The sequence below is a fragment of the Bacillus sp. MM09(2025) genome (assembly GCF_050496725.1).
GTDB classification, from domain to species: Bacteria; Bacillota; Bacilli; order Bacillales; family Bacillaceae; genus Bacillus; species Bacillus pumilus.
This window is the reverse complement of the sequence record NZ_JBNWEN010000004.1, coordinates 559763-579222: the sequence shown is the minus strand read 5'-3', so window position 1 is coordinate 579222 and position 19460 is coordinate 559763. Positions and strand designations below refer to the sequence as shown.

Sequence of the window (19460 nt, the reverse complement as noted above, 5' to 3'; positions counted from 1 at the left end):
TTATGCTTATTTTTTTGAAGAGAGTGTACGTAATATGATCTTTTCCCACATGCTCCAAGGCAGAAGCTGCTTTGCGGTAAATGAAAGTCGCACTCCTTTCCCAATCGGATATCTCAGCTTTTTCAGCCGCTTCTTCTCAGCTAATCGAATCACAAGGTCTGCGACTTCACGCGGGTCCCCGTAGTTTGATTTCTGGGCATTGATATGAGCCATCATCTTTTGATAAATGTGTATGTATTTCGAGCCTTCCTCTGGCTGCAACATGTGCTCGTTCATAGACGTGTTCCAAATATTCGTTTGGAAAGAGCCTGGCTCGATCAAGGCTGCCTGTATACCGAACGAGGCTAGTTCAATGCGCAAGCTCTCTGTGTAGCCCTCTAAAGCAAACTTGGAAGATACATAAGGAGAAAGTGCGGGCATTCCCATTAATCCGCTGATGCTGCTCATATTGAATATCTTTGCACCATTTGTCATAAACGGAAGGACGGCTTGTGTCACTTCCATGACTCCGAAAACATTGACATCAAATTGCTGGCGGTACGTGTCAACAGGAACCTCTTCAGCAAAACCCGCATAGGCTGTTCCTGCATTGTTGACAAGCAGGGTAATAGGGGCGTAAGCATGTAGTTTTTTCTGAAATGCTTGAATCGACTGCGTGTCTGTCACATCTAATGCTTCAATATGTATCGCTTCGGATAACGAGACTTGCTCGATTTCTTCAGCAAGCTTTTTCGCATTGGCTTCCTGCCTGACGCCTGCAATCACTGTATAGCCTTGCTTGGCGAGACCTATCGTGATGAGCTTGCCAAAGCCGCTATTGGCACCAGTTACAATGGCTGTCCTTTTCATCATCTCGTACCTCCTTTTTGTTTCAATTTACCATAGCCCGCTCTTTTATTGAATAACGAAAAGAAGGATGGAGAAGAATAAAAAGCGATGATAAGAAATAGGAGGAAGCACATGATGTGTTGGAAGAAGGCGGGACAAATAGGAGTGCTGCTTTTTATGCTGTCTGGCTGCCAATCAATCGAGCCGCTCCAGCAAACAAAGGAAGCAGAAGCAGAGAGTCTTTCAGCGGTTCAAATGAAGGAACTTCCATTTGAGCATCTCCACCTGCATGTTCAATACGGGCAGAAAAGCGAATTATACGAAGCCACCTATCGTCAGGCGAAAGGCAAAGAAGAAGCACTTATTCGTGATCATATGAACGGTGTCCGCTATGAAGGTGAAGAAGCATTACGGGAGATGAAGATGAAGCTAAATGATATGTCTATTCCTAGTGCGAAGATCAATGAAACGTATGTAAATGAGCTATTAGCTGCTTTTAATTTAGACGATGATTATCAGCGCATTCAGGTCGATATTAAGCTTGAAGATGGGAGCAAACGTACATTCCAAAAGAAGAAGTAAAACGGAACTTTCTCATTTTTTAATTGAAAATGATTTTCAAGATCACTTAAATCTGATACACTAAATTGAGATAAGTGATCTTTTGCGTCTATATATAGACGATATTTCATATAAAAAATTTGCATGAGAAAAGGAGCGTTTGAGCGGAATGAGTGCCATTTCTACTGAAGGTTTAAGCTTAGGCTACGGAGAAACAATGATCATAGATGAACTAAATGTATCAATCCCTAAGGGTGAAATCACAGTATTTATTGGCAGCAATGGATGCGGTAAATCCACGCTACTTCGCTCTTTGGCCCGTCTCATGAAGCCAATGGGTGGTTCTGTCCTGCTTGAAGGTCATTCCATTGCCAAATTACCAACAAAGGAAGTAGCGAAACAGCTCGCCATTCTTCCGCAAGGACCAGAAGCGCCAGAAGGATTAACCGTGCATCAATTAGTGAAGCAAGGCAGATATCCTTATCAAAATTGGCTGAAGCAGTGGTCAAAGCAGGACGAGGAAGCAGTGAATCGTGCACTGAAGTCAACGAAGATGGAAGACCTTGCTGATCGAACGGTCGATTCATTATCAGGTGGACAAAGGCAGCGTGCATGGATTGCGATGACGTTAGCGCAGGAAACGGATATCATTTTGTTAGATGAGCCGACGACATATTTAGACATGACGCATCAAATTGAAATTCTCGACCTTCTGTTTGACTTAAATGAAAAAGAGCAGCGCACGATCGTCATGGTTCTTCATGACCTGAATCTCGCTTGTAGATATGCTCATCACCTTGTAGCGATTAAAGACAAGACGATTTATGCAGAAGGAAGACCAGAAACGGTCATTAATTGTGATCTTGTGAAAAATGTCTTTGATATGAACTGCCAAGTGACAACAGATCCTTTATTCGGAACGCCATTATGTATTCCGCATGGCAGAGGACGCTGTATTGTGCAGCAAGCGCAAGCGGAGACATTTCTCGCTGCAAGATAATCGTATGTCAAAAGCCTGACATCTGTTACGTACAGAGTCAGGCTTTTTTCTGAAAAAAGGAGCGGAAGATCAAAATGGGAAATGAACTAGACGAAAAGCTGGAAGGATTGCTTGAGAAATATACAGAGCTGCTGCTCGGTGAATCAACAGACGAGCTGAAACAAGATGTGAAACAGTGGGTCATCTATTCTCATATTGCAAAAAGTATGCCGCCTCTAGCAAAGCACTTTAATGAAACGTATCCAAAGGCTAAGGAAGAAATCAAAGAAACCATTCAGCGGATCAAACAAATGAACGAAGCTCATCGATCCAATCAAGACCGTTAAAAAAACTGCCAGCTCCATACTGGCAGTTTTTCTTTATGACATCTGTGATGGTCCGTATGGAGATTGTTCTGTCAGTGTTTGCTGAAATTTCTGGTGTGCCTGCTGAAGCTTTTGCTGCTCAGCGGCTTCAACTGAATACCACCCATATCGGAACATGACATCATATAAATGTCTTTGTGTTTTCTGAGTTTCTAGCGCGATTCGCTGAATATCCTGATAAAGAGATTCATGACTGAATTCATTGAGCGCTGTGTTGTATCCGCTTGTCATATATTTTTCAGTCGACAAGAGATCTGTGACAAAATCACGATCATTCATGTTTGTTGTTGTGGGAACCGGGGTTTGAGGATTCCCGATTTTTTGTTGGTTTTGCTGTTCCATGTTTTTTCCTCCTATTGCATAAAGCCAGTAGACTGGCCTTGCCCTGAGCTGCCTAAATGCTGAAGAATTTGTGTGTAATGCTGATGGTGCATTTGGCCCACTTGATTTAATTCTTGTTTCAATGTTTGGTCCTGGCAATGCTCGGCCATAAAGTGAGCCTTTTTCATAGCGATCAAGTTCCAATTCAGCATATCCTCTAAGTACAAGGAATCCTTCACTGAAATGACTTGCGGGGGCATATTCATTTGCTGATTGTTCAAGGTGTGTTCCTCCTTACGATTTTGTTTCCTTACTGATTCTTTTTATATTGCTGATTTTGACTAGTCTTTTTGCCGCCTAGGTCTGCTTCCTGTGATGGACCTGCGTTTCCTTTTACACTTGCAGCACTTACGCCTGCTTTCGATGGGTTTTTCTTCAAACGAGACATGTGGACATCACCTCCATTCTTACAATGCCCTCTCGTCTTTAATTCATACGCCGCAAAGTAAGGCACATGAGAATGTGTAAATTTTTGAAATCCGTACTTGAACTGTTTCGGAAAATCTTTTAAGATAAAGAAAGAGGCATTGCTTTTTTTTGGACAAAAAATGAATGACTGTTCATTCAAAATGTTTAGGGGGATATTTATGGGCAAACATATTCGCAAGGCGGCTGTCATTGGTTCAGGTGTCATGGGCTCAGGCATTGCTGCGCATCTAGCCAATATCGGGATACCAGTAACATTGCTAGATATTGTGCCAAACGAACTGACAAAGGAAGAAACGTCAAAAAAGCGAACGCTTGATCACCCTAGTGTTCGGAATAGATTAAGTCAAGAAGCGATGAAAAAATTGTTAAAGCAAAAGCCAGCACCTCTTACTTCAGCAAAAAACCTATCATACATCACACCGGGAAATCTCACAGATCACCTTTCCTTATTACAAGATGCTGACTGGATCATTGAAGTCGTCACTGAAAAGCTCAGCATCAAAAAGCACGTATTCTCGCTCATCGACGAACACCGCAAAGAAGGCAGCATCGTATCAAGTAACACATCGGGAATTTCGGTTGAAAAAATGGCAGAAGGCCGATCAGAGGATTTTAAACGCCACTTTTTAGGCACTCATTTTTTTAACCCCGCTCGTTATTTAAAGCTTTTAGAAATCATTCCTATTCAAGAAACAGATCCAGAAGTACTCCAATTTATGAAAACGTTTGGCGAGGATGTACTTGGTAAAGGCGTTGTTGAAGCGAAAGATACGCCGAACTTTATTGCCAATCGTATTGGTACTTATGGACTCCTTGTGACAGTGCGTGAAATGCTTGAAAACAAATACACCATTGGAGAGGTGGATTCAGTCACAGGACCCCTCATTGGAAGACCGAAAAGTGCGACCTTCCGTACACTTGATGTCGTAGGACTCGACACGTTTTTCCATGTAGCCCGCAACGTATATGACCAAGTAGAAGGAAAAGAAAAAGATATTTTCCAGCTTCCTGAGTTTATTGAAAGAATGCTTGAAAAGGGATGGATTGGCAGCAAGGCAGGGCAAGGGTTTTATCAAAAGAATGGAAAGGCCATTTTAGAACTTGATCCTGTGACGCTCACATATGGAGAACGAACGAAGCTGAAAGATCCAGGCATTGAGATGGCGAAGCAGCAAAAGGGAACGAAAGCGAAATTGAAAGCGCTTATTTATCAAGATGGGCGTGCAGGACAATTGCTCTGGAACATGACGGCACCTGTGCTCCTTTATTCGGCTCAGTTAACAGGCGAAATTGCGGATGACATTCAGTCCATCGATAACGCAATGAAATGGGGGTTTGGCTGGCAGCACGGTCCATTTGAGCTATGGGATGCAATCGGTGTGAAAAAAGCAGTCGAGCGCATGGAAGCAGAAGGTCACAGCATCCCGCAGTGGGTGCAAGACATGCTTTCAGAAGGACACGATACATTCTATCAAGAGAATGCTGATGGAGAGCGTGCGTTTTATCATAATGGGACTTATGAACAGGAAAAAGGAAACGAAAAGAATATTTCCTTAGCGAGATTGAAAAAGAAGCACGGCGTTATTTTTAAAAATGCTGGTGCGAGCTTGATCGATATCGGTGATGATGTCGCCTTGCTCGAATTTCACTCCAAAAGCAATGCCATTGGACTAGATGTCATTGACATGATCAATCGCGCTGTCGATGAGGTGGAACAAAATTATAGAGGGCTTGTCATCGGAAACCAAGGCAAGAACTTCTGTGTTGGTGCCAACCTTGCTTTGATTTTAATGGAAGCTCAGGACGATAATTTCTTTGAAATTGACTTTGTGATCCGCCGCTTCCAGCAGGCAATGATGAAGGTGAAATATAGCGACCGTCCAATCGTTGCTGCACCGTTTGGTATGACACTTGGAGGCGGAACAGAGGTTTGTCTGCCGGCAGCAGCTATTCAGGCGTCGAGTGAAGCATACATGGGTCTTGTCGAAGCGGGAGTTGGACTGATTCCAGGCGGCGGTGGAAACAAAGAATTATACCTTCGCCATCTACAAGGATCAGCGAAGCCATCGCAGACCGCTATACAAGACGCCACGATGAAAACATTTGAAACAATTGCAATGGCGAAAGTATCCACTTCGGCAGAGGAAGCGCGGGATATGAACATGCTTCGCGCGAGTGACCGAATCAGTATGAACGGAGATCACTTGATCTATGATGCGAAACAACTTGTGCTCTCTCTTGATGAAGCGGGTTATCGTGCGCCGCTCAAGCAAAAGGTGCCCGTCATGGGCGAAACAGGCTATGCAGCAATGATATTGGCGGCTGAAAATATGAGATTGTCTGGATACATTTCAGAGCATGACATGACCATTGTTAAAAAATTAGCTCATGTTATTTCCGGCGGAAAACTGCCATTTGGAACAGAAGTAGAGGAGCAATACTTATTAGAGCTTGAAAGGGAAGCCTTTTTAAGTCTTGTAGGAGAAGTGAAATCACAAGCACGCATGCAGCACATGCTCGTCAAAGGAAAACCTTTACGTAACTAAGGGGGAGTCAAAATGAGAGAAGCAGTCATTGTCGCTGGCGCGAGAACACCAGTAGGTAAGGCGAAAAAAGGATCGTTAAAACATGTTCGGCCTGATGATATGGGCGCATTGTGTGTAAAAGAAACATTAAAGCGTGCCGGTGATTACGACGGACAGATAGATGATTTGATTATCGGATGTGCAACACCAGAAGCAGAGCAGGGGTTAAATGTGGCTCGGAATATTGGAGCATTAGCAGGACTTCCGTATACAGTCCCTGCCATCACCATTAACCGCTACTGCTCATCTGGTCTTCAGTCCATCGCTTATGCGGGTGAACGAATCATGCTCGGTCAGGCAGAAACAATCTTAGCCGGTGGCGTCGAATCGATGTCACAGGTGCCGATGATGGGTCACTCCATTCGTCCGAATGCTCATTTGGCAGAACAAGCGCCTGAATATTATATGAGCATGGGACACACGGCAGAGCAGGTGGCGCAAAAGTATCAGGTCACACGTCAAGATCAGGACGCCTTTGCGGTAAGAAGTCATCAAAAGGCAGCCAAAGCATTACAGGAAGGAAAGTTTTCAGATGAAATTGTCTCCGTTGATGTAACAGAGCGGCGGGTAGGAGAGCAATATCAATTAGAAGAACATCAATTCACGTTCTCACAGGATGAAGGCGTAAGAGCAGGGACAACGGAGGAGATTCTTTCCACTTTGCGTCCGGCTTTTTCAACAAAGGGCACGGTAACCGCAGGAAACTCTTCACAAACAAGTGACGGCGCTGCGTGTGTGATGATGATGGATCGTGAGAAAGCATCCTCACTTTCCCTTCAGCCACTCGCCAAGTTCCGGGCGTTTGCTGTTGGCGGTGTACCGCCTGAGGTAATGGGAATCGGTCCAATTGAAGCCATTCCGCGTGCGCTGAAAATCGCTGGACTTGAGCTGAAAGATATCGGGCTGTTTGAATTAAACGAAGCGTTTGCCTCTCAGGCCATTCAAGTCATTCGTCATTTAGGGATTGATGAAGAGAAAGTGAATGTGAATGGCGGGGCAATCGCGCTCGGACATCCGCTCGGCTGTACAGGAACGAAACTGACACTGTCACTTATTCATGAAATGAAACGTCGAAACGAGCAATTTGGTATCGTCACAATGTGTATCGGCGGGGGCATGGGAGCAGCAGGAATTTTTGAATTGATCTAAAGGGGGAAATCAGGATGAAAGCAATGGAAGAGGTAAAAAAGGGTGGAAGCTTCTTAATTGATGAGACGAATTATGAGCATATCTTTACACCAGAGGATTTCACTGATGAGCATCAAATGATTGGAAAGACAACAGAGGATTATATTTTACAAGACGTTGTTCCATATATAGATCAAATTGAAAAGCATGAATTTGAGCATTCTGTCAGGCTTCTCAAAAAGGCTGGAGAGCTTGGGCTGCTAGGAGCTGACGTGCCTGAAGAATTCGGCGGGCTCGGATTAGATAAAATCAGTTCAGCCATTATTACCGAGAAATTCTCCAGAGCAGGGAGCTTCTCACTTTCCTATGGCGCCCATGTCGGCATTGGATCTCTGCCCATCGTACTGTTCGGAAATCAAGCGCAAAAGGAAACATACCTGCCTGGACTCGCTTCTGGAGAAACAATTGCGGCGTACGCCCTAACTGAGCCAGGATCAGGCTCTGACGCTCTTGGAGCAAAGACAACTGCGGTCTTAAATGAAGCCGGAACTCATTATGTGTTGAATGGGGAAAAACAATGGATCACAAACTCCGCATTTGCCGACGTCTTTGTCGTATATGCGAAAATTGATGGTGAACACTTCTCTGCTTTTATCGTAGAAAAGGATTTTCCCGGTGTCAAAACGGGACCTGAAGAGAAAAAGATGGGCATTAAAGGGTCCTCGACAAGAACGTTGATCCTTGAAGATGCTCAAGTGCCAAAAGAGAATTTACTAGGTGAGGCTGGCAGAGGTCATGTCATTGCCTTTAATATTTTAAATATCGGGCGCTACAAGCTGGCTGTCGGGACAGTTGGCGCGTCAAAACGTGTCATTCAATTATCGGCAGAATACGCAAACCAGCGTAAGCAATTCCAAACGCCAATTTCTCGATTTAGCTTAATTGGTGAAAAAGTAGCCAACATGTCGGCAAAGCTCTATGCGATGGAAAGTGCTGTTTACCGCACAGTTGGATTATTTGAACAGCGCATGGGTCTATTAAGTGAAGAAGAGCAAAAGGACGGCAAACAAATTGCCCAGTCAATTGCAGAATATGCAATTGAATGCTCTCTTTGTAAAGTGCTTGGCTCTGAAACTTTAGACTATATTGCGGATGAGGGCGTGCAGATTCACGGCGGATATGGATTCATGCAAGAATACGAGGTCGAAAGAGCCTATCGTGACTCGCGGATTAACCGTATTTTTGAAGGGACAAACGAAATCAACCGTCTCCTTGTACCAGGCACATTCTTGAAGAAAGCGATGAAGGGAGAGCTTCCGCTTCTTCAAAAGGCGCAAACCTTACAGGAAGAGCTCATGATGATGATGCCGGAAGAGCCGGGTGATCAGCCGCTCGATCAAGAAAAATACTTGCTCACCCATGCGAAAAAGATCGCCTTAATGGTATCTGGAATGGCGGCGATGAAGTATGGAAAAGCATTAGACAAAGAGCAAGAGATTCTTGTGAACATAGCGGATATCGTCAATGAAATTTTTGCTGCTGAATCGGCGATTCTGCGTACTGAAAAGGCAATCGCTGCATCAGGGCTTGATAAGAATACTCAAAAGCTTGTTTACACACAAATTTTCACGCAGGAAGCCTTCTTAAAAATTGAAGCCCATGCAAAAGAATCCTTGATCGCGATGGAAGAAGGAGATGCACTCCGCATGAGTCTGTCAGCTCTTCGCAAACTGACAAGATTCACCCCGATTAATGTCATCGCCAAAAAGCGCGAAGTGGCGAAACGAATCTTTGAAGCAGAGAAATATATCGTATAAGACGGCTTAAAAGGTGCGGCTGTCACTCCGTACCTCAGATTGTTGACAAAGGGCTAAAATGATCTTTATTTTAGCCCTTTGTCTTCTTTTCAGCGTGATAGAAAACCTTTGAAGTCTAGGAAGGACGAGCACCGGAGCGGAGCGAATTTGACATTCGTGAGCACCGAAGCGCAGACCTGATACCGAATGCGAGGGTTTGTCTACACGCTGAGGTGCGGATATCATTCCGCACCTTTTTGTAAGCATACATTTAGGTTTTTAAAATATTTTGTGATAAAATGTTGTCACTATTTGCAGGAGGTGAAAATGGTGGCTTTAGATTTTTATGAATACCCATCTTGCAGTACATGCCGAAAAGCAAAAAAATGGCTGGAAGAACACAATAAAGACATCAATAGCATACATATCGTCGAAGAGACGCCTGATAAAGAAACATTAAAAGCCCTTTATGAAAAAAGCGGCTTAGAGCTGAAGAAATTCTTTAATACAAGCGGACAGAAATACCGAGAGCTGCAGCTGAAAGATCAACTTCCTGCAATGTCAGAGGACGAGCAGCTAGAATTACTCGCATCTAACGGAAAGCTGATCAAGCGTCCGATTACAACAGACGGTAAACGAGTCACAGTTGGATTTAATGAAGATACATTTAAAAGCGTCTGGAAATGATGTAACTTTCATTCAGATTGTGGTATCTTCAATATAGATTGAAAGAAAAGACTGGAGGGGTATTGAATGAGCACACCAAAAGATTTACGTTATTCAGAAGAACATGAATGGGTCAAAGTAGAAGGAGATAAGGTGCGTATCGGTATTACGCATTTTGCTCAATCTGAGCTAGGCGATATCGTGTTCGTTGAGCTTCCTGAAGTAGGAGACAAAATTACAGCGGACGAGCCTTTCGGAAGTGTAGAATCAGTGAAAACAGTTTCTGAGCTTTACGCACCGATCAACGGCACAATCGTCGAAGTGAACGATGAGCTGGATGACAGCCCTGAATTCGTCAATGACTCTCCATACGAAAAAGCATGGATGATCGTGGTAGAGCCAGCTGATACATCTGAAATTGAGAACTTGATGACTGCTGAGCAATATGAAGAAATGACAAAAGAAGACTAATTCACGTGAAATTGGACACTCTACCTTTATGGGGGGGTGTCCAATTTGTCTTTTCAAAAAGAACAGGTGGATATAACAGATCATGTCACTGGTCGATTCAAAGAAAGCGGCATGGTGCTGTATCATCAAAATGAAGAGATTGGCACGATGATTAGTGAAAACCAATATGAGCTAAAATCAGGTTATTCCTATGATCAAAATCGTTTTTATCGTCTGACGGATACATTGGCTCACGGGACAGAAAAATATGTAGACTGTGATGATGAAAATGGCTGGTGCTAATCACAGATAAGGCTGCAGTGAGCATAAGCTGCAGTCTTTTTAGTGCAAGCGCACAATCTTTACAACCTCGATGAAAGATTGTAATCTAAGGGAGAAGTGAACAAAGTCAAAAGGGCCGGGTGATCGTGATGAATGTAGAGGTAGAAAAGGTCATCATTGTAGAAGGTAAAACAGATAAACAAAAACTAAAAGAAATCATAAGTGAACCTGTTACCATCATTTGCACCAATGGCACGATCAGTACATCGAAGCTGGATCAGCTCGTAGACGAATTATTGGGGAAAGACGTTTACATATTAGCAGACAGTGACGATGCAGGCGACAAACTGCGGAAGCAATTTCGAAAAGAATTCCCTGAAGCACTTCATCTTTTTGTCGACAGAACGTACCGCGAAGTGGCCGCTTCACCGTCAGCCCACATTGCATCTATCCTATTAGCTGCAAACATTGATGTTCATTCGAAATATGTATGAGGGTGGACGTATATGAAAGAGATTGAAGAACACGAATTCAAGGAGATAAAGGACGATTTATTTCTTTTATACTTATATACACCGTTTTGCGGGACATGTCAGCTGGCAAAGAAAATGCTTGCTGTCGTTGACACCATGCAGCCGGATGTACCATTTTACGAAAATAACTTAAACTACTCACCAGGCTTTGCGAAAGCTTTTGAGATCGAAAGCGTTCCTTGCTTTCTACTGTTTAAAAAAGGTGAGCTAGTGCAAAAAGGCTATGCCTTTCACTCTGTTCCATATCTTCACGAAATGATTGAAACCGCTAAATAAAGCGGTTTTTTGTCATATTTCAAGCAATTCATCTGAAAATTTGTCGAGTTATTTATAAAGGACAAGCCAATGTTTGTAGAGAAATGTTATGTATAACCAAATGACAGGGAGGTTATACATGTGGAAAAAGTGAAAACCCATGGTAACACAACAGGGCAGCGATTATTGCTAAAGCCGCTGCTCTCATCATCATCCTTGAAGATTACATTTGAGGCGGAAACTGACTCTTGTACATTGATTGTGGATGAGCGTGGTGAAGTGAAGAAACTACCTGCAATTGAGTTATCGGATCTCATCTTTTATGGTGAGAGAAAAGAAATACTTCAATTATTAGATGGAGATATGTCCTTACAGCAGTTAATTAGCAGGGGACAAGTGAAAGTAAAAGGGTCATTCCGTGCGCTCCTAAGACTAGAGGCGGTGCTTTGGCTGACGAACGGTTTTTTTCGAAAAATGATAACGTAGTCGTTTACTAGGAAATTAGCGATTTACAGCGTTGACATATCTCGGGTAGCATGATATTCTACGTTAGTAAAAACATGAACATCACATAAAACAACATATTTTCTCTTATTAAGAGAGGTGGAGGGACGTGCCCTATGAAACCCGGCAACCGTCAGCATAGCTGAAATTGGTGCCAATTCACTCAAAGCCGCAATGCTTTGAAAGATGAGAGAAAGGCGTATTGAACATAAAAGGCCTTTCTGCTTGCATTGCAGTTAGGTCTTTTTTACTGACCTCAAGCCAGGCGCGAAGCATGGCAGCAGGAAGAATAAATAATGTATGTGATGGCAACCTATAGATTCAGCAAGAAAGCAGGTGAACAGACTGTGATCCATTTACAGAATGTATCAAAAACGTATCATTCAAAAAGCGGAAATGTTGATGCCGTGAAAGACGTCAACTTGGATATTGGTAAAGGTGAAATATTCGGAATTATCGGGTATAGCGGTGCCGGGAAAAGCTCGCTTATTCGCCTATTAAACGGTCTGGAGCTGCCAACAACAGGAATTGTTGAAGTGGCAGGCAACCGGATCAATGAAGTATCGAATGCGAAACTTCGGATAGCAAGACAAGAAATTAGCATGATTTTCCAGCACTTTAACCTACTTTGGTCAAGAACGGTGAGACAAAATATTATGTTCCCGCTTGAGATCGCAGGTGTAAAGGCATCAAAACGAAGAGAACGTGCGAATGAACTGATTAAATTAGTCGGTTTAGAAGGAAAAGAAAATGCGTATCCGTCTCAGCTTAGTGGCGGACAAAAACAGCGTGTGGGGATTGCGAGAGCATTAGCAAATGATCCAAAGGTTCTTCTTTGTGACGAAGCAACATCAGCGCTTGATCCGCAAACAACGGATTCTATCCTTGATCTTTTAGCAGATATCAATAAACGACTTGGGCTGACGATTGTGCTGATTACACACGAAATGCATGTCATTCGCAAAATTTGTCATCGCGTGGCAGTGATGGAGAATGGACGCATAGTCGAAGAAGGCGAAGTATTACGCGTCTTCAGACAGCCGAAGGAAGAAATGACGAAGCGATTTGTCCAGCAGCTTGCTGAACCAGAGGAAGCGAAAGAAACAATCGAGCACGTCTTAGAGCGTGTAAAAGAAGGTCAGGTCGTACGGTTGTCCTTTATTGGTGATTCTGCCGAGCAGCCGCTCATCACTGAAATCATTCGATCTTTCAATGTCGATGTAAACATCCTTCAAGGAAAGATTTCTCAAACGCAGGAAGGCGCGTTTGGAACACTCTTTATCCATATTAATGGAGAAGAGACCGAGGTAGAAAAAGCCATCGCCTATATCCAAAGTAAACAGGTTGAAATTGAGGTGATGACACATGTTTGAGAAATGGTTTCCGAACGTTGATTTAGAAGTCATTTGGAATGCAACGGGTGAAACGGTCTATATGACACTCATTTCATTGGCATTTGCCTTTGTGATCGGAATTATTCTTGGACTCCTGCTCTTTCTCACAAGTAAAGGTGGTCTTTGGGAAAATAAACCGATCAACACAGTCATCGGTGCAGTCGTCAACATTTTCAGATCGATTCCTTTTATCATTTTAATTATTCTTTTATTAGGGTTCACGAAATTCTTAATGCATACAATTCTAGGTCCAAATGCAGCACTCCCTGCCCTTGTCATTGGGTCAGCTCCATTCTATGCACGTCTTGTCGAAATTGCACTGCGTGAGGTAGACAAAGGAGTCATTGAAGCAGCACGCTCAATGGGAGCGAAAACATCGACCATCATTTTCAAAGTATTGCTGCCAGAATCATTGCCTGCCCTCATTTCAGGTATTACCGTAACAGCGATTGCTTTAATTGGCTCAACTGCGATTGCAGGTGCAATTGGAGCAGGCGGACTTGGTGACCTTGCCTATGTGGAAGGATACCAATCTGGTAATACAGATGTCACACTTGTTGCCACTGTGTTTATTCTCATCATCGTCTTTATTATTCAAATAATCGGTGATTTGATTACAAATAAAATTGATAAACGATAAGGGAGGATTTATTCATGAAGAAATTGATTTTAAGTGCACTATTCCTAGCATTTGCAGGCATTTTAGCTGCATGCGGTTCATCTAATAACGCAAGTGATAGCAAAACCATTACGGTTGCTGCTTCAAAAACACCACATGCCGAGATTCTTGAAGAAGCAAAACCACTTCTAAAAGAAAAAGGCTACGACCTCAAAGTGAAGGTACTTAGCGATTACAAAATGTACAACAAAGCGTTATCTGAAAAAGAAGTGGATGCGAACTTTTTCCAACATATCCCTTACTTAAACGAAGAAAATAAATCAAACAAAGATTACAACCTTGTGAGTGCTGGTGCGGTTCACCTTGAGCCATTCGGTATCTACTCTAAGAAATACAAATCAGTAAAAGATATTCCAAACGGCGGCACGATCATCATGACAAACAACGTAGCTGAGCAAGGACGTATGCTTGCCCTATTACAAAATGCTGGTGTCATCAAACTTGATCCAAAGGTTGATACAATCAACGCTACTGTAAAGAACATCAAAGAAAACCCAAAGAACCTAAAATTCAAAAAAATCGCGCCTGAATTAACTGCGAAAGCTTATGAAAACAGTGAAGGCGATGCTGTGTTTATCAACGTCAACTATGCGATCCAAAATAAATTGAATCCGAAAAACGATTCAATCGAACTTGAGCAAACAAAAAACAACCCATACGCAAACATCGTGGCGGTTCGCAAAGGTGAGGAAAAATCAGATAAGATCAAGACTTTAATGGAAGTTCTTCACTCTGATAAAATCAAAGAATTCATCGACAAAAAATATGACGGTGCTGTACTACCGGTATCTGAATAACCATGTGTTAACCTCGCTTTCATCAAAGCGAGGTTTTTTTGTGTATTTTTTCAAATCTCGCTCATAATAAAAATGTACAAATGACCTGAAGGGATGGAATGAAGATGAATGAACAGCATATGAGCGGATCCATGCAGCAATCACTGACTGATTATAAAACCGCAATGGGTGAATTTCAGAAGAAAATGCCGGTGTTTGGGAAGAAATTCAATGAATTCACGGAGCAGTGCTTTCAGAGCGATTCATTAACGCAAAAGGAAAAACAAATGATTGCCCTTGGCATCAGTATTCATGCACAGGATGAATACTGCATGATTTATCATACAAAGGGGGCGCTCGATCAAGGCGCGACAGAGGAGAATTTGCTAGAGGTTGTCAGCGTGGCGGCAGCATTTGGCGGCGGGGCAGCACTGAGCCAAGGGATTACTGTCGTTCAGCAATGTATTGACGAATTTGGAGGACAGACGCATTAAGGGAAGGATAAGATGGTATTTATCCATCTCAGGGAGTTGAGTCGTTCTCAGCCTTTTGTGTGAGAAAATATGCCAGCATAGCGCGCTATATCCCTTTTGAGTGAAGCCGCATGTCTTTGATACAATAAAGCTACACTCAAAGAAGGGAATGGTTTATTATTTGTTCGGACCATAGTACACTGGGATTGGATTATACCGCCGAGATGGAAAAGGCCATGCATAAGGCTCATGGCATGAGCTATGCAGAGTACGAAAGAGACCATGACTTACGGATGAAAGTGGAATATAAACGAGAGCAGTCCTATCGAGATGAGAAAAGACAGCTCGCAAAAATGAATATAAGAGGCTATTAAATAGCTTAGGGACGGGAGAACAGTTTCCCGTCCTTTCTTTATGAAAACAGTCTTTTCGACATAAATCCTTTTATCTACCGGCTTTTTTTGTTAGAATTTTGAGAGCATCCTCTCACGCTTATCGTGAATGTGTTGTATTCACTTTTAATTTGTTATAAAATTAGAATGAGAATAAATTGAGAATAATGATTATTTTGGAGGTATCGATATATGACTGCTTCGACATTAACAATTAAGGACTTGCACGTTGAGATTGAAGGGAAAGAAATCTTAAAGGGTGTAAACCTCGAGATAAAAGGTGGAGAATTCCACGCAGTAATGGGACCAAACGGTACAGGTAAATCAACTTTATCTGCTGCAATTATGGGTCACCCTAAATATGAAGTAACAAAAGGCAGCATTTTGCTTGATGGCGAAGATGTACTTGAAATGGAAGTAGATGAGCGCGCTCAAGCAGGTCTTTTCCTTGCAATGCAATACCCATCTGAAATTAGTGGTGTGACAAATGCGGACTTCCTTCGTTCTGCTATTAACGCTCGCAGAGAAGAAGGCGATGAAATCTCTCTTATGAAATTTATCCGCAAAATGGACGAAAACATGGAGTTCCTTGAAATGGACCCAGACATGGCGCAGCGCTACCTAAACGAAGGTTTCTCAGGCGGGGAGAAAAAACGCAACGAAATTCTTCAATTAATGATGATTGAACCAAAAATCGCCATTCTTGACGAAATCGATTCTGGTCTTGATATCGATGCGTTGAAAGTGGTTTCTAAAGGAATTAACAGAATGCGCGGCGAAAGCTTCGGCTGCTTAATGATCACTCACTATCAGCGTCTACTGAACTACATCACACCAGATCATGTTCATGTCATGATGCAAGGACGTATCGTGAAATCTGGCGGACCAGAGCTTGCACAGCGTCTAGAAGCAGAAGGCTATGACTGGATTAAAAAAGAGTTAGGAATTGAAGACGAAACTGTTGGTCAAGAAGCGTAAGCGTTAGGAGGATTATTGATGACATTAGAAACGAAATTATCAGTAGATCAAGATTATGTCAAAAGCTTCTCCGAGAAGCATCAGGAACCGGCATGGATGAGTTCCCTTCGCTTACAGGCTCTTGAAAAAGCAGAAGACCTTCCAATGCCAAAGCCTGACAAAACGAATATTTCTAAATGGAATTTAACCAATTTCAAACAGCATACAGTCGAAAGTGAGCCATTTGGATCATTAGAAGAGCTTCCTGAAGAAGTGAAATCTCTCATTGATTTAGAGGACACGGATAAGACAGTCTATATTCAGCGTGATCAAACGCCAGCCTACTTGTCTCTTTCAACAGAAGCGAAAGACAAAGGCGTGATCTTCACTGATCTTCATACAGCGCTTCGCGAACATGGTGATTTAGTGAAGAAATACTTCATGACGGATGCAGTGAAAGTAGATGAGCATAAACTAACAGCTTTACATGCTGCTTTAGTGAATGGTGGAGCTTTCCTCTATGTACCGAAAAATGTAGAACTTGAAGCACCAATTCAAGCCGTCTACCTGCATGAAAATGACGACACGACTTTGTTCAACCATGTCATCGTCGTAGCAGACGATCATAGTGCAGTGACATATGTAGAAAACTACATCAGTACAGCAAAACCTGAAGAAGCAATCTTCAATATCGTGTCCGAAGTGTTCACGGGTGCTAATGCCCGCGTTACTTACGGCGCAGTAGATAACCTTTCAGAAGGTGTCACAGTCTATGTGAATAGACGCGGTATGGCAAATGGCCGTGACAGTAAAATCGAATGGGCGCTTGGCTTGATGAATGATGGAAACGTCGTGTCTGAAAACATCACAAAGCTTATGGGCGACGGTACATTCGGTGATACAAAATCAGTTGTTGTTGGTCGCGGGAATCAAACGGAAAACTTTACAACAAGCATCATCCACTTCGGTAAAAACTCTGAAGGATATATCTTGAAGCATGGTGTGATGAAGGATCAAGCATCCTCTATCTTTAACGGAATTGGTAAAATTGAGCATGGCGCAACAAAGTCAAATGCCGAGCAGGAATCACGTGTTCTCATGCTGAGTGAGAAAGCACGCGGTGATGCAAACCCAATTCTATTAATTGATGAGGATGATGTAACAGCGGGGCATGCTGCTTCTGTTGGACGTGTCGATCCAATTCAACTGTATTACCTCATGAGCCGCGGGATTTCCAAAGAAGATGCAGAAAGACTTGTGATTTATGGCTTCTTAAATCCAGTTGTCAAAGAACTGCCGATTGAAGGAGTTAAAAAGCAGCTCGTTTCTGTGATTGAAAGGAAAGTAAAATAATGAATATCAAAGACGTTCGTGAGCAATTTCCAATCCTTCATCAGCAAGTGAACGGACATGATTTGGTGTATTTGGACAGTGCAGCGACTTCTCAAAAACCAAGAGTGGTCATTGATGCAATGAATGAGTATTACCGGTCTTACAACTCGAACGTCCACCGGGGTGTTCATACCCTTGGTACAAGAGCAACGGACGCATACGAGGGTGCGAGAGAGAAAGTTCGTGCATTCATCCGTGCTTCATCTGTCCAGGAGATTATTTTTACTAGAGGTACAACAACTGCACTAAACACAGTGGCGATCAGCTATGCTAGAGCAAACCTCAAAGAAGGCGATGAGATTGTCATTACGCACATGGAGCACCATGCGAATATCATCCCTTGGCAGCAAGCAGCAAAAGCAACTGGCGCCACATTGAAATACATTCCGTTACAGGAAGACGGCACGCTATCGCTTGAAGATGTGAAGCAAACGATCACACATCAAACGAAAATCGTCGCTGTTACACATGTCTCAAACGTATTAGGAACCATCAACCCGATTAAAGAAATCGCAAAGATTGCCCACGATCACGGTGCTATTATCGTTGTCGATGGTGCGCAGAGCACACCGCATATGCAAATTGATGTTCAGGATCTAGATTGTGACTTTTTCGCATTCTCTGGACATAAAATGTGTGGACCGACTGGCATTGGTGTACTTTACGGGAAGAAGGACCTTTTGAATAATATGGAGCCTGCTGAGTTTGGCGGTGAAATGATCGACTTTGTGGATCTGTATGATTCCACATGGAAAGAGCTACCGTGGAAATTTGAAGCGGGAACACCGATTATTGCTGGAGCAGTTGGACTAGGAAAAGCGATTGACTTCTTAAATGACATCGGTATGGAGGAAGTCAGCCGTTACGAGCATCAGCTTGCGACTTACGCGCTTGAGCGCTTTAAAGAGCTTGACGGTGCGACTGTTTATGGACCGCAGCACCGAGCTGGGCTTGTGACGTTTAACTTAGATGACGTCCATCCGCATGATGCGTCTACTGTTCTAGATACGGAAGGTGTCGCCATTCGTGCTGGACACCACTGTGCACAGCCGCTCATGAAATGGCTTGGTGTATCAGCGACTGCAAGAGCAAGCTTCTATCTGTATAATACAGAAGAAGAGATTGACCAACTCATTGCAGCGCTCCGTAAGACAAAGGAGTATTTTACGAATGTCTTTTAATGTAAACTTAGACACACTGTACAGACAAGTGATTATGGATCATTATAAAAATCCGAGAAACAAAGGTGTGTTAAACGACAGCATTGTCGTCGATATGAACAACCCAACGTGTGGTGACCGCATTCGTCTCACGATGAAAATCGAAGACGAAAAAGTCATGGATGCGAAATTTGAAGGAGAAGGATGCTCGATTTCAATGGCATCTGCCTCTATGATGACGCAGGCGATTAAAGGGAAAGATATTGAAACAGCTTTGAAAATGTCTCAGATTTTCTCCGATATGATGCTAGGAAAAGAATACGACGATTCCATTGATCTTGGTGACATTGAGGCGCTGCAGGGAGTGGCAAAATTCCCTGCCCGCATCAAATGTGCAACATTATCATGGAAGGCGCTTGAAAAAGGCGCATCTGCCGAAGATAACGGCAAATCATAAGATTGGAGTGAAAATGG

General features: G+C 43.0%; 25 protein-coding genes and 1 riboswitch. Of the genes, 21 read left to right on the top strand and 4 right to left on the bottom strand.

Going from position 1 to position 19460, the window contains the following annotated elements:
• Positions 1-6: 6 nt before the first annotated feature.
• Positions 7-852, bottom strand: a complete 846-nt coding sequence (locus ACQYAC_RS09390) for an oxidoreductase (protein WP_061409557.1) — start codon at positions 850-852, stop codon at positions 7-9.
• A 111-nt stretch (positions 853-963) separates the two neighbouring features.
• Between ACQYAC_RS09390 and ACQYAC_RS09385 the strand changes: the two genes are divergently transcribed.
• The 3 genes from ACQYAC_RS09385 to ACQYAC_RS09375 all read left to right on the top strand — a co-directional run bounded on the left by ACQYAC_RS09385 (position 964) and on the right by ACQYAC_RS09375 (position 2715).
• Positions 964-1410, top strand: a complete 447-nt coding sequence (locus ACQYAC_RS09385; protein ID WP_429943948.1) for a YusW family protein — start codon at positions 964-966, stop codon at positions 1408-1410.
• Between the two features lie 148 nt (positions 1411-1558).
• Positions 1559-2389: an ABC transporter ATP-binding protein gene (locus ACQYAC_RS09380; RefSeq protein WP_003213584.1), complete on the top strand. Its 831-nt coding sequence runs from the start codon at positions 1559-1561 to the stop codon at positions 2387-2389.
• Between the two features lie 74 nt (positions 2390-2463).
• Positions 2464-2715, top strand: a complete 252-nt coding sequence (locus tag ACQYAC_RS09375) for a YusU family protein (RefSeq protein WP_429943165.1) — start codon at positions 2464-2466, stop codon at positions 2713-2715.
• Between the two features lie 33 nt (positions 2716-2748).
• Here ACQYAC_RS09375 and ACQYAC_RS09370 read toward each other — a convergent pair whose 3' ends face one another.
• The 3 genes from ACQYAC_RS09370 to ACQYAC_RS09360 are packed head-to-tail and all read right to left on the bottom strand — an operon-like array spanning position 2749 to position 3523.
• On the bottom strand, positions 2749-3096 hold the full coding sequence (locus tag ACQYAC_RS09370) for a spore coat protein (protein WP_058013724.1): 348 nt from the start codon (positions 3094-3096) through the stop codon (positions 2749-2751).
• A gap of 11 nt (positions 3097-3107) precedes the next feature.
• Positions 3108-3341, bottom strand: a complete 234-nt coding sequence (locus tag ACQYAC_RS09365; protein WP_223250686.1) for a hypothetical protein — start codon at positions 3339-3341, stop codon at positions 3108-3110.
• Positions 3342-3385: 44 nt separating this feature from the next.
• The gene (locus ACQYAC_RS09360) at positions 3386-3523 is read right to left on the bottom strand and encodes a YuzL family protein (RefSeq protein ID WP_003212904.1); all 138 of its coding nucleotides are present in this window, start codon (positions 3521-3523) and stop codon (positions 3386-3388) included.
• A 199-nt stretch (positions 3524-3722) separates the two neighbouring features.
• Here ACQYAC_RS09360 and ACQYAC_RS09355 point away from each other — a divergent pair, with 199 nt between their 5' ends.
• The 18 genes from ACQYAC_RS09355 (at position 3723) to sufU (ending at position 19443) form a co-directional block, all read left to right on the top strand.
• Positions 3723-6110 carry a 3-hydroxyacyl-CoA dehydrogenase NAD-binding domain-containing protein gene (locus ACQYAC_RS09355; protein ID WP_429943164.1) on the top strand — a complete coding sequence of 796 codons (2388 nt, stop codon included), beginning with the start codon at positions 3723-3725 and terminating at the stop codon, positions 6108-6110.
• Between the two features lie 12 nt (positions 6111-6122).
• The gene (locus tag ACQYAC_RS09350; RefSeq protein ID WP_058013726.1) at positions 6123-7298 is read left to right on the top strand and encodes an acetyl-CoA C-acetyltransferase; all 1176 of its coding nucleotides are present in this window, start codon (positions 6123-6125) and stop codon (positions 7296-7298) included.
• A 14-nt stretch (positions 7299-7312) separates the two neighbouring features.
• Complete coding sequence (locus tag ACQYAC_RS09345) at positions 7313-9094, top strand: acyl-CoA dehydrogenase family protein (protein ID WP_429943163.1); 1782 nt, start codon at positions 7313-7315, stop codon at positions 9092-9094.
• Positions 9095-9403: 309 nt separating this feature from the next.
• Positions 9404-9760: an arsenate reductase family protein gene (locus tag ACQYAC_RS09340; RefSeq protein WP_429943162.1), complete on the top strand. Its 357-nt coding sequence runs from the start codon at positions 9404-9406 to the stop codon at positions 9758-9760.
• 66 nt (positions 9761-9826) lie between these two features.
• Complete coding sequence (gcvH, locus tag ACQYAC_RS09335; protein ID WP_003213614.1) at positions 9827-10210, top strand: glycine cleavage system protein GcvH; 384 nt, start codon at positions 9827-9829, stop codon at positions 10208-10210.
• Between the two features lie 45 nt (positions 10211-10255).
• Positions 10256-10492, top strand: coding sequence for a YusG family protein (locus tag ACQYAC_RS09330; protein ID WP_169055664.1), 237 nt, complete (start codon positions 10256-10258; stop codon positions 10490-10492).
• Positions 10493-10620: 128 nt separating this feature from the next.
• Positions 10621-10965 (top strand): toprim domain-containing protein, encoded by a 345-nt coding sequence (locus ACQYAC_RS09325; RefSeq protein WP_144492875.1) that lies wholly within the window; start codon positions 10621-10623, stop codon positions 10963-10965.
• Between the two features lie 12 nt (positions 10966-10977).
• On the top strand, positions 10978-11280 hold the full coding sequence (locus ACQYAC_RS09320) for a thioredoxin family protein (RefSeq protein WP_003213095.1): 303 nt from the start codon (positions 10978-10980) through the stop codon (positions 11278-11280).
• A gap of 120 nt (positions 11281-11400) precedes the next feature.
• On the top strand, positions 11401-11745 hold the full coding sequence (locus ACQYAC_RS09315; protein WP_058013728.1) for an SCP2 sterol-binding domain-containing protein: 345 nt from the start codon (positions 11401-11403) through the stop codon (positions 11743-11745).
• Between the two features lie 102 nt (positions 11746-11847).
• Positions 11848-11956, top strand: a riboswitch (SAM riboswitch).
• Positions 11957-12110: 154 nt separating this feature from the next.
• The gene (locus tag ACQYAC_RS09310) at positions 12111-13136 is read left to right on the top strand and encodes a methionine ABC transporter ATP-binding protein (protein ID WP_058013902.1); all 1026 of its coding nucleotides are present in this window, start codon (positions 12111-12113) and stop codon (positions 13134-13136) included.
• Positions 13129-13797, top strand: coding sequence for a methionine ABC transporter permease (locus tag ACQYAC_RS09305; protein WP_058013729.1), 669 nt, complete (start codon positions 13129-13131; stop codon positions 13795-13797). The genes ACQYAC_RS09310 and ACQYAC_RS09305 overlap by 8 nt, the downstream gene beginning before the upstream one ends.
• A gap of 14 nt (positions 13798-13811) precedes the next feature.
• Positions 13812-14633, top strand: coding sequence for a methionine ABC transporter substrate-binding lipoprotein MetQ (metQ, locus tag ACQYAC_RS09300; protein WP_058013730.1), 822 nt, complete (start codon positions 13812-13814; stop codon positions 14631-14633).
• A gap of 104 nt (positions 14634-14737) precedes the next feature.
• Positions 14738-15106, top strand: a complete 369-nt coding sequence (locus tag ACQYAC_RS09295; protein ID WP_003212803.1) for a carboxymuconolactone decarboxylase family protein — start codon at positions 14738-14740, stop codon at positions 15104-15106.
• Positions 15107-15321: 215 nt separating this feature from the next.
• Positions 15322-15459: a hypothetical protein gene (locus ACQYAC_RS09290; protein WP_162839378.1), complete on the top strand. Its 138-nt coding sequence runs from the start codon at positions 15322-15324 to the stop codon at positions 15457-15459.
• A 210-nt stretch (positions 15460-15669) separates the two neighbouring features.
• On the top strand, positions 15670-16455 hold the full coding sequence (gene sufC / locus ACQYAC_RS09285) for a Fe-S cluster assembly ATPase SufC (RefSeq protein ID WP_003213654.1): 786 nt from the start codon (positions 15670-15672) through the stop codon (positions 16453-16455).
• Positions 16456-16473: 18 nt separating this feature from the next.
• The gene (sufD, locus tag ACQYAC_RS09280) at positions 16474-17787 is read left to right on the top strand and encodes a Fe-S cluster assembly protein SufD (protein ID WP_429943161.1); all 1314 of its coding nucleotides are present in this window, start codon (positions 16474-16476) and stop codon (positions 17785-17787) included.
• Positions 17787-19007: a cysteine desulfurase gene (locus ACQYAC_RS09275; protein ID WP_169055662.1), complete on the top strand. Its 1221-nt coding sequence runs from the start codon at positions 17787-17789 to the stop codon at positions 19005-19007. The genes sufD and ACQYAC_RS09275 overlap by 1 nt, the downstream gene beginning before the upstream one ends.
• A complete protein-coding gene (gene sufU / locus ACQYAC_RS09270; RefSeq protein ID WP_003212941.1) occupies positions 18997-19443 on the top strand; it encodes a Fe-S cluster assembly sulfur transfer protein SufU in 447 nt (148 codons plus the stop codon). Before ACQYAC_RS09275 ends, sufU begins: the two co-directional genes overlap by 11 nt.
• Positions 19444-19460 lie beyond the last annotated feature (17 nt).